Below are 17,207 nucleotides of genomic sequence, written 5' to 3' on the forward strand. Positions count from 1 at the left end.
CCCGAGAGAACTGGCTCACTGACGGCGCGGCAACCGGCCCCCCATTTCGGGCACGGTGCTCAGGCCAGCCTGCACGCCAACGATGGCTTCCGGATTGACTTCCCCGGCGCAGGAACGATGGAGCTTTTTCGGCGCAAGAGACCCGCCGCCCCGCTCCACTGCCGCGCACCAAAGGCAGAGTGAGGGCGGTTTTTTGAGTTTTAGAAGGACAACCCAAGATGACCCAGCTTCATGACCAGCCCCGTGATTTAGCCCGACCCACGTTAGAGCAACTGGCCCGAGAGCGCATCCTGATTTTGGACGGCGCGTGGGGCACCATGTTTCAGCGCGAGGAACTCACCGAGGCCGATTACCGCCGCCCCGAGTTCGAAGAGGCCCGGCAGTACAAGGGCAATCACGACCTGCTGCAACTGACCCGCCCCGATCTGCTGAAAAAGATTCACGCGCTGTACTTTGAGGCGGGTGCAGACATCACCAAGACCAACACCTTCTCCAGCACGGTGATTGCTCAGGCCGATTACGGGCTGGAGCATCTGGTGGACGAACTGAATGTGGAGGCCGCCCGGCTGGCCCGTGAAGTGGCCGACGAGTTTGAAGCCCGGGACGGGCGGCAGCGGTTTGTGGCCGGTTCCATCGGGCCGACCAACCGCACCGCCACCCTCTCACCCGACGTGGAGCGCCCCGAATTCCGGGCCGTGACCTACGACGGCCTGCACGACGCTTACACCCAGCAGATTCGCGGTTTGCTAAAAGGTGGGGCCGATCTGCTGCTGATCGAAACCATTTTCGACACCCTGAACGCCAAAGCCGCCCTGTTCGCGGTGGAAACGGTGTTCAGCGAAGTCGGGCGGCGCGTCCCAGTGATGGTCTCCGGCACCATTACCGACGCTTCGGGGCGCACCCTCAGCGGGCAGACGCCGGAAGCCTTCGCGGTCAGCGTGGCCCACGCCAAGCCGTTCAGCCTGGGCCTCAACTGCGCCCTGGGGGCCGACCATTTGCGGCCTTACCTGCGCTCGATTGCCGAGAACACCGAGTCGCTGGTCAGCGTTCACCCCAATGCGGGTCTACCCAACGCCTTCGGCGAATACGAGGAATTGCCCGAGCACACCGCCGAGGTGCTGCGAACCTTCGCGGAAGAGGGCCTGCTCAACATCGTGGGCGGCTGCTGCGGCACCACACCCGAACACATCCGGCAGATCGCGGCGGCGGTGGCTCCCTACGCGCCACGCGGCCCGAAGAAACTCGCGCCATTTCTGCGGCTCAGCGGTCTGGAGCAGTTCGCGGTGACGCCAGAAACCAACTTCGTCAACGTGGGCGAGCGCACCAACGTGACCGGCAGCCCCAAGTTTGCCAAGCATATTCTGGAAGGCGACTACGACGCAGGTCTCAAAATTGCCCGCCAGCAGGTTCAAAACGGCGCACAGATCATTGACGTAAACTTTGACGAGGGCATGCTCGACGGCGAGGCGGCCATGATTCATTTCCTGAATTTGCTGGCCGGAGAACCCGACATTTCCCGCGTGCCGTTCATGCTTGACAGCTCCCGCTGGAGCATTCTGGAAGCCGGACTCAAGCGGGTGCAGGGCAAGGCGGTGGTCAATTCCATCTCGCTCAAAGACGGTGAGGAGGAATTCCTGAAGCGGGCCAGGCTGCTGCGCCGCTACGGAGCCGCCGCTGTGGTCATGGCCTTCGACGAAACCGGGCAGGCCGACAACTTGGAACGCCGCAAGGAAATCTGCACGCGGGCCTACACGCTGCTCACCGAGCAGGCCGATTTCCCGCCGCAGGACATCATCTTCGACCCCAACGTGCTGACGGTGGCCACCGGCATGAGCGAGCACGACCGCTACGCGCTGGACTTCATCGAAGCGACCCGCTGGATCAAGCGCAATTTGCCGGGCGCGAAGGTGTCGGGCGGCATCAGCAACGTGTCATTCAGCTTCCGGGGCAACAACCATGTGCGCGAGGCCATGCACGCGGTGTTTCTGTACCACGCCATTCGCGCCGGGCTGGACATGGGTATCGTGAACGCGGGAATGCTGGCGGTCTACGACGACATCGAGCCGGAGCTGAAGAAGGCGGTGGAGGACGTGATTCTGGCCCGCACCCCCGACGCCACCGAGAACCTGATCGAGCTGGCTGACCGCTACAAGGGCATCAAGCGTGAGGTCAGTGCCGTCAGCGAGTGGCGCGGCGGCAGTGTGCAGGAGCGGCTCAAGCACGCGCTGATTTCCGGCATCACCGACTTTGTGGACGCCGACGCCGAGGAAGCCTTCCAGCTGCTCAAGTCGCCGCTGCAAGTCATCGAGGGGCCGCTGATGGACGGCATGAACGTGGTTGGCGACCTGTTCGGGGCCGGGAAAATGTTTTTGCCGCAGGTGGTCAAGTCGGCCCGCGTGATGAAAAAAGCGGTGGCCTACCTGATGCCGTACCTGGAGGCCGAGAAAGCTGGGGGCAGCACCAGCAAGGGAAAAATCGTGCTGGCTACGGTGAAGGGCGACGTGCATGACATTGGTAAGAACATCGTGGGCGTGGTGCTGGCCTGCAACGGCTTTGACGTGACCGATCTGGGCGTGATGGTCAGCGCCGAAAAAGTGCTGGACGCCGCCAAAGAGCTGAACGCCGACATTATAGGGCTGAGCGGTCTGATCACGCCGAGCCTGGACGAGATGGCGAATGTGGCCCGCGAAATGACGCGCCGGGGCCTCACCACCCCGCTGATGATCGGCGGCGCGACGACCAGCCGGGCGCACACCGCCGTCAAGATCGATCCGGCTTACAACGGCGGGCCAGTCGTGCATGTGCTGGACGCCAGCCGGGCGGTGGGCGTGGCGGGTGATCTGATTCAGCGGCGCGAAGAAATCACTGAGCGCGTCAAAGCCGAGTACGACATCCTGCGCGAGCGGCACGGCGAGCGCAACATTCGCCTGCTGAGCATTGACGAGGCCCGCAAGAGAGCGCCCAAAATTGAAGACAAGCCTGCCCCCGCACCCAACCAGCCGGGCCGCACAGTGATTGAGCAAGACCTCAGTGAGCTGCTGCCGTTCATAGACTGGACGCCGTTTTTCATCGCCTGGGAAATGCCTGGCGTGTATCCCAAGATTCTGCGCGACCCTTCAGTAGGTGTGGAGGCCCGCAAGCTCTACGAGGACGGCAAGGCGCTGCTGGCGAAGATCATTGCCGAGAAGCGCTTCACGGCGCGGGGTGTGATTGGGTTGTGGCCTGCGGTGAGGGTGGGCGACGACATTACCCTGCCCGAGCAGCACACCGCCTTTCACACCCTCCGCCAGCAGCGCGACCAGACGGTGCCCAACATTGCCCTGGCCGACTTCGTCTCCGAGTCGCCCGACTGGATCGGGGGCTTCGCAGTGGGCATTCACGGGGCCGATGAACTGGCGAGCGAGTACGCCGCCGCGCACGACGATTACAACTCCATCATGGTGAAAGCTCTGGCTGACCGACTGGCCGAGGCGTTTGCCGAGAAGCTCCATCAGGACGTGCGGCGCACCTACTGGGGCTACGCAGCCAGTGAAACGCTCAGCGGCGACGACCTGATCAAGGAGCGTTACCGGGGCATCCGGCCCGCGCCCGGCTATCCGGCCCAGCCGGACCACACTGAGAAGCGCACCCTGTTTGCCCTGTTGGACGCCGAAAGCATCGGCATGGAGCTGACCGAGAGCTGCGCCATGCTACCCGCCGCCGCTGTATCGGGGCTGTATCTGGCACACCCAGACAGCAAATACCTGGCGCTGGGCCGCATCGGGCGCGATCAGGTGGTGGATTACGCGGCCCGCAAAGGCTGGACGCTCGACGTTGCTGAAAAGTGGCTCGCGCCCAATCTGGCGTATGATCCGCAGCCGGTGATCCCGAAAACAAAGCCTGAAACGGTGACGGCGTGACTTCCGTTCTGGCCGAACCCGTTCAGACTGCGCCCAAACTCACCCGCGTCAGCGTGGAACTGGTGCCGCGCAGCCGCACGTCGCTGCGAACTGAGCTGGCCGAACTCAGCAGCACCCTCGGCAACGTGCAGGTGGTCAACATTCCCGACTTTCTGCGCTACCGGATGCGGAGCTGGGAAGGCTGCCAGATGGCCCGCGAGCATGTGCCGGAAGCGATTCCGCACATCCGCGCCATCGACATCAATCCGCGTGAACCGCTGAAGATGGCCGACTTTTTGCGTGAGCACGGCCTCTCGGAAGTGCTGATCATCGAGGGCGACGCGCCCAGCGACATGAGCCAGCGCACTTATGACGTGACCTCGCTGGACATCATCCGCAAGTTTCGGCGCGAACTGCCGGAGGTGTCGGTCTGGGCGGGCCTCGATCCCTACCGCCAGAGCTTTACCCGCGAACGCGACTACGCCGAAGCCAAGCTGGAAGCCGGAGCCATTGGATTTTTTACCCAGCCGTTCTTCGACCGCCGCCTGATGGACATCTGGGCCGAGCTGTTGCCCACCCGTCAGGTCTTCTGGGGCGCGACTTCCGTAACCACCGAGCGCAGTTTCAGCTACTGGCAAAATCGCAACAAGGCGGTATTTCCGAGCAGCTTCACGCCCACGCTGGAAGCCAACCGCGCCTGGGCGCAGGAAGTGTTGAACTTTGCGGCAGAAGTCGGCGGCCACACCTATTTCATGCCGATCAAGGAAAGCCTCAGCGAGTATTTGGGGGGTATTTTATGAGTCCAGAGGGTGTGAGCAGGGATCTCAAGACCCACGTCCGCGCCCTGCTGACTGAGCGCCAGGCCCACTTGCAGCTCAGCGACGTGCTGGAAGACTTTCCGCTCGACCAGATCAATGCTGAGGTGGGTTTGCCGTACACTGCGTGGGGGCTGCTGTGGCACCTGTGGTTTACCCAGCGCGACATCTTGCAGTTCGTCAAAGACGAGCCGTACACCGAACTCGTCTGGCCCACCGATTACTGGCCCAAAGCGGCGGGCACCGCTCAGAGCTGGCAGCAGACCGCCGAAAGTCTGCAAGTCGATCTGGACGAATTTCTGGCGCTGCTGGACAAGGCTGACCTGTTTGCGGTGGTGCCCAACGGCGACGGCCCGGACGGCGGTGGGCAAACCTGGCTGCGCGAGGCCCTGCTGATCGCCGACCACAACGCCTACCACCTGGGTCAGTTGATGGTGGTGCGGCGGCTGCTAGAGAAGTAAGCCCGACTTCAAGTCACCAGACAGCTCGCTATTCTAGACTAGTTGACAAAGTTAGTCATTTTGTACGCTAGACTTTCTGCATGAACCGAACCGCTCTTTTCCTTTCGCTGGGCCTGCTCATTTCCTCGTCCGTTCAGGCTCAGGCCACTCCGCCCGCCCAGTTGCGGCTCGGCGTTTTTCCCAATATCACGCACGCAGCGGGACTGGTCGGCATTCAAAAAGGCTTTATCCAGAAGCAACTCGGCCCCACCAAACTGGTCGTCAGTGATTTTGCCAACGGCTCACAGATCAACGAAGCGTTCGCGGCGGGAGCGATTGACGCGGCTTACGTCGGCCCCGGCCCAGCCATCAATGCTTTCTTGCGCGGGGTGCCGATTCAGATTTACGCCGGAGCCGCCAACGCAGGCGCGGTGCTGGTCGCCAGAAAGGGCAGCGGCGTTCGCAATGTTAAGGCGCTCAGCGGCAAAAAAGTGGCGGTGCCCACGCGCGGCTCCACCCAGGACATCAGTTTGCGCCACCTGCTGCACGAGAACGGCCTGAAAGCCAGCGACGAGGGCGGCACCGTCACGGTGATTCCGATCGATCCGGCCAACATGCCCGCCGCCTTCGCCAGCAATCAGGTGGATGCCGCGCTGGTGCAGGAACCCTGGGGCGCGGTGATGGAATCGCAGGGCGCGAAACTCATCGCCAATGAAAAGGCCATCTGGAACGGCGGCGACTACACGACCACCGTTCTGGTCGTCAACACGGACTATGCCAAAAAGAATCCGGAGGCGGTCAAGGCGCTGCTAAGGGGCCATCTGGACGCCATCAATTTCATCAAATCCAGCAACGCAGGGGCGCAGAAGGCCATCAGCGACGAGATTTACAGCTTCACTGGCAAGCGCCCCAGCAGCGCTGATCTGTTCAAGGGGCTGGCCCGAACCCAGGTGACTTTTGACATCAACCTCAAAACGCTCGCGGAGTACGCCCAGCTCAACCAGGAGGCCGGATTTGCCCGCAGCGTGCCGGACCTGAATAAGTTGGTGGATTTAAGCTGGGTCAAGGCGCTGGCGAAGTAACGCTCAAGTCCTCGGCGGTTTTTTGCTGCCATCCGGCAAGGTGTTGAGCCACTTGAGAGTGACATTGAGGGTTCCCTCGGTGCCCAACCGTGCCAAAATGATATTGGCGTCTGCCGTGACCTTGAGGCCGAGCTGCAACCACAACTCATCGGGTTGATTGATGTCTTGTAGGGTTTGCGAAATGTCTGTGAGGGTGGGTAAGGCCTTCTTGAGGGCCGCTTGCCGCGTTTCGCCTACTTGCAAAAACGGCCCGCCATCATGATCGAGTTGACGGATCTGCGAATCTTGCTGTTCATCCGCTTGAGTCAGTTCAAAATATAGAATCTGTCCGTTCTCCAGTTCTACGCCGAGTTGATCAGCAGTCGGAGATAATGCTTGTTGCGCAGTTTGAATAGCAGGCTGAATCGGTTTTAGAGGCGCAATATCTGCAATGCGGTCGAGTTTTTTAGGTTGTTCACCAACAAATACATCTGCCGCCCGCACCGTTTCTCCCAAATCCAATCCAGTTAAGCCTTCCAAGTACGAAATACTGACTTGAAAAGTGCTGTACGGCCCCACCGGCAGCGCTTCAAAAGGAATGTCTTTGACAGACGGCGCTTGGCTGACGGTATAAGCGCTGGTCGTTAAAGTTTCAGCGGCGTCACAGACTGCCACCACTTTCCAGAACTGCTGCGGAATTTGAATTTGGCGGTGCAGCGGGTCGTCATCAGCAAAGACGGGGCCAGTCAAGACCGTGACTTTGAGGTTGTCATGGTCGGTATTGGCGAAAATGAAATTCTCCAGGCCCTGCCATAACGTATCGCTCTGGTTAAATTCCCAATACTGCGGGCTGCAATTCGTCCAGTGGAAGGTGTCGTTATTGGCCTGCTTGAGCACGTCACCCACACCCCAGATCGGATCGCGGCGGCGCACCAGATGGCCCCGGTCAAAAAAGCCGTGTGCGCCGGGTTCGTTGCTGTACATCCGGTTGTCAATTTGAAATTCGGCGGGAATACGCGAGTCGAAGTGCCACATGTCATTCTTGCGGGGATAATCGAACGACTGTGCACCGTCTATATTGACCGCCGTGAAATAAGCCATATGGCGTTGCTGACTCATCACAACAGAAAAATGGCGACAAGCAGCGCCGCCCGGTTGTGCATATCGGCGGGTGAAGTCACCTCAAGCGGGGCTACTTAAGCCAAGCTGGACACGCTTCTTCCCCGTCTTCCCGAAAAAGCCGCACGCCAGCCACTGAGACAATCAGCCACTCAGCTTCGGTAGGGCCGGTGTTGTCAACCCGGTGCAGCGTTTGCGGCGGCACGATCAGGCTGTCGCCCGCCGCCAAGGCCACGCGCTCCTCACCGCTGCTGATTGTTACCGAGCCTGAAAGCAGCACCATCACTTCTTCGTGGTCTTGGGTATGAACCGGATTAAAGCCGCCGGGAATCTGGTGCTGGCGCACCACGCTGACTTCCTGAGCGCCGAGACTGGGCGTGGCCAGCGCTGCGCCGGTATTGCCGTTGGGAGAGGGAATAAACTGGTTGTGTTGGGCGCGGTGTACGATCATGGCTGGCCTCCTGAGTGCTTCGCAGTAATAGTAAACCAATCTTCCTACTTAGACAAGGAGGCTGTCTATTTCCAGCGATTCGTCTCCATCAACAATCCCGACACCCGCCAATCAAGCCGCGCTTGAGCAAGCTCGGCAAGATCACATCGGGCGCTTGCTCCACCGTGCCGCCCGCGCTTTTAACGTATCGGCCCTGAGCAAGTTGCACGCACGCGGCCACACGGCGCTGAGCCTCGCCCACACGAACCTATTGCCCCACCTTGAAGCGCACGGCAGCAGCATCGTCAAACTGGCTGAGCGGGCGGGAATGACCAAGCAAGCGGCGGGGCAGTTGGTCGCTGAATTGGAGCAGCACGGCTACCTGATGCGCCGCGCCGATCCCCGCGACAAGCGGGCGGTGCATCTAGACTTCACTCCCGCCGGATGGCAATACCTGCTAGATGCGCAGGCCATCAAGCGAGAAATTGCAGCCGAGTACCGTGCCAAACTGGGCGAGGCGACGTGGGACACGCTGAATGCGGCGCTGAGTAGCCTGTTGGAATAAGCAATGGAGCATGGGGAAAGCGAACTTCCTCCAAATCTGCCGATTAGCGGTCTTCGATCACCAGCGCGTCATCCGGCAAATTCAGCTTGGTCTGGTCGCGCAGCATTTGCACGAAGTTGGGCAGCACTTCGCCGCTGACGTGCTTGGCCGCGTTCCAGACCTCGGAGCGCAGCAGAGCACGCCCGCAGTGGAGGTAAGCCTCCTCGACGTGAATGACGAACAGACTGCGCGGCAACTGGCCCTTGTAGGCGAAGCGGGCCAGCAGCGCCGGATCGGTGGTGATCTGGGCGGTGCCGTTGACCCGGAAGGACTCGCTGACGCCCGGCACCAAAAAAATCAGGGCGACGGACGGACTCGCCAAGATGTTGCGGACGCTGTCGATCCGGTTGTTGCCGGGGCGGTCGGGCAGCAGCAGGGTTTTTTCGTCTTGTACGTACACGACTTGGCCCACGTCGCCGCGCGGCGAGCAGTCGAGTCCATTCGGGCCGCCAGTCGCCAGCACCACCAGAGGAGACGCCGCAATAATGCGGGCAAAGTCGGCGCTGATGCGGTCACTGGTTTTGGCTTTCACGGCGGCGCTGGGCTCACGGTAAAGCGGGCTGAGCCGCTCAGGGCTGAGCAAGTGGGCAGGGTCGAGGTGCATGGGCAAGTATGGCGCTTTGAGCTGAATTCTATGGCCAAGCCTTACACTACGCAGATGACTGGCCCCAAACGTCCATCCAAGAAAACGAGCACCAAGAAACCGGCCTCGCGCCGGGGCGGAGCCAAATCGGCCCGTGAACTCGCCAAGACCGGCCCCTCGCGTCCGGGCGGCCCCAGCAAAGACCTCCGTAGCGCCGAAGGGCGGGCCGGAAGCAAAGCCAGCGACGCCCGCCAGACCGCCAGGCCCACCAGCAGCGGCTTGGGCGGCAGCGGCCACACCGACACCGAGCAGCCCAGAGACCGCCTTGAGCAGCGCACTCAGACCCGCACCGGCTCTGGCTCCGCCGCAGGGTATAGAGGCCACACCAGACAAAAACCCGGCTTCGGCCAGCGGCAATTCTCCAACCAGAAACCTGTCGGCCCCAAAGGCGCGGCCATCGGCGTCACCTTGGACGCTCCCGCGCCGGACACGGTGTTTTACGACCTCGAAAAAGCGCCGCACTCCTTCCCCGACAGCAACCTCAAACGGGTGGCGGCCCGCATTTTGTTAGACCGGCAAAAGCCCTGGCGCTACCGGCCCTTTCCTTTTCCGCTGTTTACCGATAAGGGCAACGAGCAGACCTTTTACTTTGATTTTTATGTTTACGACAACATGGACATGATTCTCAAACTGGTGTTGGTGGCTCCCCGCGAATCGGCGGAAATCTGGGACAAGATCGGGCGCTTCAAGCGGCAGTACCCGATGTACAGCTACGAACTGTGGACGCCCGAAAAGCTGGCGCAGTTGCAAAAGCCGCGCTCACGCATGGGGTTTTGAAAGCTCAATAGGGCTGCAAAGTGATGGGCAACTTGATTCTCAACAAAGAGCCAAGCCCCGCCATTTTGTGCCGCGCTCGCGTTGGGCGCGGCTTTTCGGGTGTCGAGACAAACAGTACGCCTAGACAAATCTCTGAGATGAAGCCTGTGTGTAACGTTTGCCCTTAAGAAAACAAAACTCACCTGCTAGGCTCAGCACGCAGCCGAGGCCGAGCGCCACACGCTGCTTATTCCAACTTGCCAATTGAGGCCGCCTGTTGTTCCGGGCGGCTTTCTAAAGAAAACGAAGGAGCCACCCATGACCCAGTTCGAGCAGCCCCCCATCCAGATCAGACCCGGCAATCCCGATCCACTCGGCGCGACGTGGGACGGTCACGGCACCAATTTTGCGCTCTACAGCGAACACGCCTCAGCCGTTGAGCTGTGCCTCTTTGACGAGGGCGGCGCAGAGACCCGCCTGCCGCTCACCGAGCAGACCGCTTTCGTGTGGCACGGCTACGTGCCGGGCGTTCATCCGGGTCAGCGCTACGGCTACCGCGTGTCGGGCGAGTACGCTCCTGAGCGCGGGCTGCGCTTTAATCCGAATGTGGTGCTGCTTGACCCCTACGCCAAAGCGGTGGAAGGCACCGAGCAGTTTAAGCAGGGCGTGTTTGCTTATGTGCCGGGCGATGAAGACAATCAGCCGCAAACCGAAGACCAGCGCGGCGCACCGCTGGGCCTGGTGGTCGATCCCGGCTTTGACTGGCAAGGCGACCAGCCGCCCAAAGTGCCGTTTCACCAGTCGGTGATTTACGAAGCCCACGTGCGTGGCCTGACCATGACCCACCCCGAGGTGCCCGAAGAGTTGCGCGGCACTTACGCCGGAATTGCCAACCCGCCGACGCTGAAGTACCTCAAAGAACTCGGCATCACGGCCATCGAACTGATGCCGGTGCATTTGCACGTAGACGATCCGTTTCTCTTGGACAAGGGACTCGACAACTACTGGGGCTACTCCACGCTGAGTTTTTTCGCGCCGGAAGTGCGTTACTCGGCAGCAGCCCGCGCAGGCGACCCGCAGGGCGTGATTGCCGAATTCAAGGGCATGGTCAAGGCGCTGCACAAAGAAGGCATCGAAGTCATCTTGGACGTGGTCTATAACCACACCGCCGAAGGCAACCATCTCGGCCCCACCATGAGCTTTAAAGGCATCGATAACCCCACCTATTACCGCTTGGTCACTGGCAACGAGCGCCACTATTTCGATTACACCGGCACCGGCAACAGCCTGAACGTGCGCCACCCCCAGACGCTGCAACTGATTATGGATTCGCTGCGCTACTGGATTACCGAGATGCACATCGACGGCTTCCGCTTTGATCTGGCGTCTACGCTGGCACGCGGCCTGCACGAAGTCGATCAGCTCTCCAGCTTTTTTACCATCATCCACCAAGACCCGATCATCAGCGGGGTCAAGCTGATTGCCGAGCCGTGGGACGTGGGCGAGGGCGGCTATCAGGTGGGCAACTTCCCCGTCAACTGGGCCGAGTGGAACGGCATTTACCGCGACGACATGCGGGCCTTCTGGCAGGGCAACGGTGGGCTGGCCTCGGAAATCGGCTACCGCCTGACGGGCAGCAGCGACCTCTACCAAAACGACGGGCGCAAGCCGTACGCCTCGATCAATTTCATGACCGCTCACGACGGCTTTACCCTGCGCGACACGGTCAGCTACAACGAAAAGCACAACGACGCCAACCAAGAAGGCAACAACGACGGCCACAACGACAATAAATCCTGGAATTGCGGCGCGGAAGGCCCCACCGAAGACCCCGAGGTTGAAGCCCTGCGCTCACGCCAGCAGCGCAACATGCTGGCGACCCTGATCTTGTCTCAGGGCACGCCGATGATTTTGGGCGGCGACGAAATGGGCCGCACCCAGGGCGGCAACAACAACGCTTACTGCCAAGACAACGAAATCAGTTGGTACGACTGGGACAACGTGGACGAGCCCCTCTTGGCCTTCACCAAGAAGCTGTTGACCCTGCGCCGTGAGCACCCCGCCCTGCACCGCCGCAAGTTCTTTGCGGGGCGCAATATTCGCGGCGAGGACATCCGCGACATCGTGTGGCTGCGCTTTGACGGCGAGGAGATGACCGACAGCGACTGGCAAAGTGCCGAAACCCAGAGTATGGGCGTGTTCCTCGACGGCAACGGCCTCAACGACGTGGATCAAATGGGCAACCCCGTTCAAGACGATCACTTGCTGCTCCTGCTCAGCAGCACTTACATCGATTTGCCGTTTACCTTGCCGGAGTTGGGCGGCTGCGACGAGTGGGAATTGCTGCTCGACACCTACGATGACGCCGCCGAAGAGCGGGTCAAAGCCGGAAATGAAACCACCCTGCACGCCCGCAGTGTCAAGCTGTACCGCTGCACCCGCAGTGAACCGCTTCCCAATCTGTAATTGAGCGCCGCTCAGATTGAATGAATAAAAGATGAGCAAAGAGCCGCCCCCGTTTTCCTGATCTGGGCGGCTTTTTCGCCGCAGGGCATTTACACCTCTGCCCAGCCATTGAGGGCTTTCTCACCGGCCTCGCCATGTCATTGGCGTAGCGTAGACACAAACGCCGGGTGAATCCCGGTAAAACCCGGTGACCCGCTTGGCCCGCGTGCCGCACGCTTAACCACACTTGAGCGCCGCCTCTCCTCCTCAACGAGGTCTTTCGAATGTCCAATTTTTCCACTGCTCCCGCTCCGCCCGCTTCCCAACCCGTCTCTCATCCCCTCTCCAGCGGCGAGCGTCTCGGCGCACAGGTCTTGCCGGACGGCACCGGCACCCGTTTCCGGGTCTGGGCCACCGAAGTGCAGGACGTCGCCGTGAGAATCGGCGGCACCGATTACCCGATGGAGCGCAGCGGCGACCCCGATCACGACTGCATTCACCAGACCGTCTTGCCAGTCGGTGCGGGCACCCGCTATCAGTTTGTCTTGGGCGGCGTGCCCACCCCCGATCCCTACGCCCGATTTTTGCCAGGCGGCGTTCACGGCGAGGCCGAGGTGATCGCCTTCAATATCCACGACTGGAAAGATGTCGACTGGGACGGCCTTCCGCTGGATCAGTGCGTTTTCTATGAGCTGCACGTCGGTACTTTCACGCCGGAAGGGACTTATCAGGCAGCTCAGGCCAAGCTGCCGGAGCTTAAAGCGCTGGGCATCACGGCCGTCGAACTGATGCCGCTGGCCGCCTTCGCGGGCGAGTACGGCTGGGGTTACGACGGGGTGGCCCTCTACGCGCCGCACGCGCCGTATGGCCGCCCTGAAGACCTCAGAAGCTTCGTCGACGCCGCCCACAACATTGGGCTGGCGGTCTTTTTGGACGTGGTCTACAACCATTTTGGCCCCGACGGCAATTACCTCAAAAATTACAGCCCCAAGTACTTCACCAGCAAGTTTCAGAGCGCCTGGGGCGAGGGCCTCGATTACGCCGAGCGCCACATGCGCCGCCTGATTACCGAAAATGCCCAGATGTGGCTGCGCGATTACCACTTCGACGGCCTGCGTCTAGACGCCACCCAGAGTATGCCCGACGACTCCGAGGTGCATATTTTGCAGGAGCTGGCCTCGGAGGTGCACGGGCTGGGCGGCCACCACCTGATGCTGGCCGAGGATTACCGCAACTTGCCGATGCTGGTCACGGACTATCACCTCGACGGCATCTGGGTGGACGACTTTCACCACGAAATGCGGGTGACGCTGACTGGAGATCAGGACGGCTACTACGCGGCCTTTGAAGGCGGCGCGGCGGCGCTGGCCCACACCATCAACCGGGGCTGGACGTACGAGGGTCAAACGTGGCCGATGGAAGACCACGCCCTGCCCGGCAATTTGCGCGGCCAACCCGCTGACGCGCTGCCAGCGCCCAGTTTCGTATATTTCATTCAGAACCACGACCAGATCGGCAACCGCGCTCAGGGCGACCGAATGACCGACGTGGAGCGCGTCTCAGTGGCCGCTTTCCGGGGAGCCAGCACCGTGCTGCTCGCCCTGCCGATGACGCCGCTGATTTTTCAGGGCCAAGAATGGGCCGCCAGCACGCCGTTTCCGTTTTTCTCCAACCACCACGGCGATCTCGGCGCACTCGTCAGCGAGGGGCGCAAAAAAGAATTCGGGCACTTTGAAGGCTTCTCGGGCTACGTCCTCGACCCGCAAGACCGCGCCACCTTCGAGCTGGCCAAACTCGACTGGGCCGAGAAACGAGACGGTGAACACGCCCAGACGTTTCAGACCTATCAGCAGTTGCTGAACTTGAGAAAAACCGACCCGGTGCTGAGTGGCCGCTCCCGTCACGCGCTGACGGCGGGGCACGTGGACGCCGTGTTGTGGGTGCGCTGGACAACCGACGAAGGCGAGCGGGCGCTGCTGTGGAACACCGGCAAGACCGCTCTGGCCGCCTCCAAACTCGACTTGCCCTTCAACTTGCCTCCCAGCCTGACGTTTCACAGCGAGGGCAAGCCCACCCCCACGCTGGGAGCCGGTGAAGCTGTGATCTTGGGCAACGGATGACGGCGGCGCTCACCGAAGCTGCCGGAGCGCAGGCGCAGATCGCTCCCCACACGCCGCAGATTCCCCGCGCCACCTACCGATTGCAACTGCACGGCCCCATCACGCTGCCCAGCGGCAAAACCGCCCGCTTCGATTTCAGGGACGCGGCCAGAGCAGTGCCGTATCTGGCCCGCCTGGGCATCAGCACGCTCTACCTCTCCCCCATCTGGCAGGCCGCGCCGGGCAGCTCGCACGGCTATGACGCCACCGACCACAGCCGAGTCTCGGATGAACTGGGCGGGGAAAAGGGTCTGCGCAAGCTCTGGCAAACCGCCAAAGCGCAGGGCATGACCATCATCGCCGACTTTGTGCCGAACCACATGGGCATCGCGGGCGGCCATAACCCGTACTGGGAAGATGTGCTGCGCCACGGACAGGCCAGCCGCTACGCCCACTTCTTCGACATTTCTTGGGAACCTCTCAAGCGGGCACTCAGCGGCAAAGTGCTGCTGCCGGTGCTGGGCGATCAATACGGGCGGGTGCTGGAGCGCGGCGAGCTACAGGTGGTGCGGATCGGCGGCGCACTCGGCCTGCGCTACTTCGAGCGCACTTTTCCACTCTCGCCGCGACAGAACGCCCCGATTCTCACGCGGGCCTGGACGCTCGCCAGCCAACTCGACGCCTCGCCCCAAAATGAAGAAGCCCGCGCCGACCTCGCTTCGCTGGCGCTGCAAGCCGCCCATTTGCCGCGCAGCCAGGACAACCTGACCAGCGAAGACAAACAAAGCCGCGCCCGCGAAACCGCCGTGATCGAGCGCCGCCTTTCGCGCCTCGCCGAGATCCCGGCGATTGCCGCTGCGCTGGACACTGCACTGAGCGAACTCAACGCCGACCCCACGCGCCTCGACCAGCTCATCACCGAGCAAAATTACCGGCTGAGCTACTGGAAAGTCGCTTCCGAGCAAATCAATTACCGCCGCTTTTTTGACATCAACGATTTGGCGGCGCTGCGAATTGAAGACCCCCGCGTCTTCGAGTGGGCGCACTCCAAACTGTTTGAACTCATCAAAGAAGGCGTCATCGCAGGCGTGCGGCTTGACCACACCGACGGTTTGTATGACCCCGCCGGTTACTTCCAGACGTTGCAGGAACGGGCCGCCGAGGTGCTGGGTGTGCCTTACGCGGCAGGCGGCCGACCGCTGTACGTGCTGGCCGAAAAGATTCTGGAACCCGGCGAGCGCTTGCCCAACTGGCCGATCTACGGCACCACCGGCTACGACTTTTTGGCGCAGCTCGGCGGCGTGTTCGTGGAGAGCGGCAACGAGGAGGAGATCAGCGGGATTTACCGGCGCTTTACCGGCGACCGCAAGAGCTACGGCCAGACGCTGCACGACACCAAAGAATTTATTCAGCGGGTCAGCCTCGCTTCCGAAGTCAACGTGTTGGCCGAGCACCTCGAGCGGCTGGCCGAAGCGGATTTGCGCTGGCGCGACTTTACTTTGAGCAGCCTGCGCGAGGTGCTGCGCGAAGTCATTGCGGCTTTCCCGGTCTACCGCACTTATGTTCGGCTCGATGGGCGCGAGGGCGGCGACGACGCCAAGATCAACCACGCCATCACCGACGCCCGCAAGCTCAACCGCGAACTCGACGGCAGCCTATTCGACTTCCTGAAGGCGGTGCTGACGCTCGACGCCCCCGATTTGGAGAGCCGCGAGCGCTACGCCGAATTTGCCTTCAAGTTCCAGCAACTCACCGGCCCGGTGACGGCCAAAGGCGCGGAAGACACCGCCTTTTACCGCTACGGACGGCTGCTGTGCCTCAACGAAGTCGGCGGCGACCCGGCCATTTTCGGCACGCCGCCGCGCACCTTTCACGCGCAGGCCCGCGAGAGGGGCGAAAAGTGGCCGCACGCCATGCTGAGCACCAGCACCCACGACACCAAACGCGGCGAAGGCACCCGCGCCCGCATCGCGGTGCTGAGCGAGATGCCGCAGACGTGGGCGGCCTACCTCAGCCACTGGGGCAAGCTGGCCCGCGCCTTTGAGCGCGAACTCCCAGAAGGCGCACGCGCTCCCAGCAGCGTAGACCAGATGATGTTTTTTCAAAACGTGCTGGGCGCTTGGCCGCTGAGCGGCGCACTCACCGATTTGCCTGAGCGCCTGAGCGCCGCCATGCTCAAATCGGCCCGTGAAGCCAAGCAGCACACTTCCTGGGCCGCGCCCGACGCCGCTTATGAGGAAGCGCTGGACAATTTGATTCGCGGCCTGCTGGCTTCCAGCGAGTTCGTGGACAGCGTCAAGATTTTTCACGAGCAGATCAGCTCCTACGGCGCACAAAACAGCCTCTCGGCAGCGCTGGTGCGCCTAACGTCCCCCGGCGTGCCCGACACCTATCAGGGCAGTGAAAGCTGGAATCAGGCGTTGGTCGACCCCGACAACCGCCGCCCGGTGGACTACGCCCGCCTTCAGGCGCTGCTGCGGCGCACCGAGGAGCGCCATGCCAAAGACCCGCTGGGCTTGGCGGCAGAGTTGCTGAGGAACTACGGCAACGGCGGCATCAAACTGCTGACCACCTGGGTGGCCCTGTCCGAAAGGCGCAGCAATCCTGAGCTGTTCGGGCTGGGGAATTACCACGCCCTCAGCGGCGGCAAGCATCTGCTGGCCTTCTCGCGTCAATGGGGCGATCAACTGGCCGTCACACTGGCCCCGCGCCTAACCTACAGCCTGACCAAAGGCCAAACGCCCTGGGCGCTGGGCGAGGTGTGGGGCAGCCGCACTTTGGCCCTGCCCAGCGGCGCTTACCGCAGCGCCATGACCGGCGAGCGCTTCCGGGTGCGCGGCGACAAGATCGCGCTGGCCAAGGTGCTGGAATTCTTTCCGGTGGCGCTGCTTATCCGGGAATGAGCGGGGCCTTTTTT

12 protein-coding genes are annotated in these 17,207 nt (G+C 61.8%); 9 read left to right on the forward strand and 3 right to left on the reverse strand.

What is annotated here, in order from left to right; all coding sequences use genetic code 11:
• The first annotated feature begins 218 nt into the window (after window positions 1-218).
• From metH to EHF33_RS06625, 4 genes are all read left to right on the forward strand, one after another.
• Entirely contained in the window at window positions 219-3,899 is a 3,681-nt protein-coding gene (metH, locus tag EHF33_RS06610; protein ID WP_124869101.1) for a methionine synthase, read from the forward strand.
• Window positions 3,896-4,678 (forward strand): methylenetetrahydrofolate reductase, encoded by a 783-nt coding sequence (locus tag EHF33_RS06615; protein WP_241191299.1) that lies wholly within the window; start codon window positions 3,896-3,898, stop codon window positions 4,676-4,678. The genes metH and EHF33_RS06615 overlap by 4 nt, the downstream gene beginning before the upstream one ends.
• Window positions 4,675-5,154 carry a DinB family protein gene (locus tag EHF33_RS06620; protein ID WP_124869104.1) on the forward strand — a complete coding sequence of 160 codons (480 nt, stop codon included), beginning with the start codon at window positions 4,675-4,677 and terminating at the stop codon, window positions 5,152-5,154. The genes EHF33_RS06615 and EHF33_RS06620 overlap by 4 nt, the downstream gene beginning before the upstream one ends.
• A gap of 80 nt (window positions 5,155-5,234) precedes the next feature.
• Window positions 5,235-6,215, forward strand: a complete 981-nt coding sequence (locus EHF33_RS06625) for an ABC transporter substrate-binding protein (protein WP_124869107.1) — start codon at window positions 5,235-5,237, stop codon at window positions 6,213-6,215.
• A gap of 3 nt (window positions 6,216-6,218) precedes the next feature.
• Here EHF33_RS06625 and EHF33_RS06630 read toward each other — a convergent pair whose 3' ends face one another.
• Window positions 6,219-7,313 (reverse strand): CU044_2847 family protein, encoded by a 1,095-nt coding sequence (locus EHF33_RS06630; protein WP_124869110.1) that lies wholly within the window; start codon window positions 7,311-7,313, stop codon window positions 6,219-6,221.
• A gap of 73 nt (window positions 7,314-7,386) precedes the next feature.
• The gene (locus tag EHF33_RS06635; protein WP_124869113.1) at window positions 7,387-7,764 is read right to left on the reverse strand and encodes a cupin domain-containing protein; all 378 of its coding nucleotides are present in this window, start codon (window positions 7,762-7,764) and stop codon (window positions 7,387-7,389) included.
• A gap of 154 nt (window positions 7,765-7,918) precedes the next feature.
• Between EHF33_RS06635 and EHF33_RS06640 the strand changes: the two genes are divergently transcribed.
• Window positions 7,919-8,308, forward strand: coding sequence for a MarR family winged helix-turn-helix transcriptional regulator (locus tag EHF33_RS06640; RefSeq protein ID WP_241191300.1), 390 nt, complete (start codon window positions 7,919-7,921; stop codon window positions 8,306-8,308).
• 43 nt (window positions 8,309-8,351) lie between these two features.
• Here EHF33_RS06640 and EHF33_RS06645 read toward each other — a convergent pair whose 3' ends face one another.
• On the reverse strand, window positions 8,352-8,951 hold the full coding sequence (locus EHF33_RS06645) for an MSMEG_1061 family FMN-dependent PPOX-type flavoprotein (RefSeq protein ID WP_124869119.1): 600 nt from the start codon (window positions 8,949-8,951) through the stop codon (window positions 8,352-8,354).
• A gap of 54 nt (window positions 8,952-9,005) precedes the next feature.
• Between EHF33_RS06645 and EHF33_RS21305 the strand changes: the two genes are divergently transcribed.
• The 4 genes from EHF33_RS21305 (at window position 9,006) to treY (ending at window position 17,193) form a co-directional block, all read left to right on the forward strand.
• The gene (locus tag EHF33_RS21305) at window positions 9,006-9,767 is read left to right on the forward strand and encodes a hypothetical protein (protein WP_185974637.1); all 762 of its coding nucleotides are present in this window, start codon (window positions 9,006-9,008) and stop codon (window positions 9,765-9,767) included.
• Between the two features lie 297 nt (window positions 9,768-10,064).
• Window positions 10,065-12,212 (forward strand): glycogen debranching protein GlgX, encoded by a 2,148-nt coding sequence (gene glgX / locus EHF33_RS06655; RefSeq protein ID WP_124869122.1) that lies wholly within the window; start codon window positions 10,065-10,067, stop codon window positions 12,210-12,212.
• 263 nt (window positions 12,213-12,475) lie between these two features.
• Entirely contained in the window at window positions 12,476-14,311 is a 1,836-nt protein-coding gene (gene treZ / locus EHF33_RS06660) for a malto-oligosyltrehalose trehalohydrolase (protein WP_124869125.1), read from the forward strand.
• Complete coding sequence (treY, locus tag EHF33_RS06665) at window positions 14,308-17,193, forward strand: malto-oligosyltrehalose synthase (RefSeq protein WP_124869128.1); 2,886 nt, start codon at window positions 14,308-14,310, stop codon at window positions 17,191-17,193. Before treZ ends, treY begins: the two co-directional genes overlap by 4 nt.
• Window positions 17,194-17,207 lie beyond the last annotated feature (14 nt).

This window comes from Deinococcus psychrotolerans, assembly GCF_003860465.1.
Lineage (GTDB): Bacteria > Deinococcota > Deinococci > Deinococcales > Deinococcaceae > Deinococcus > Deinococcus psychrotolerans.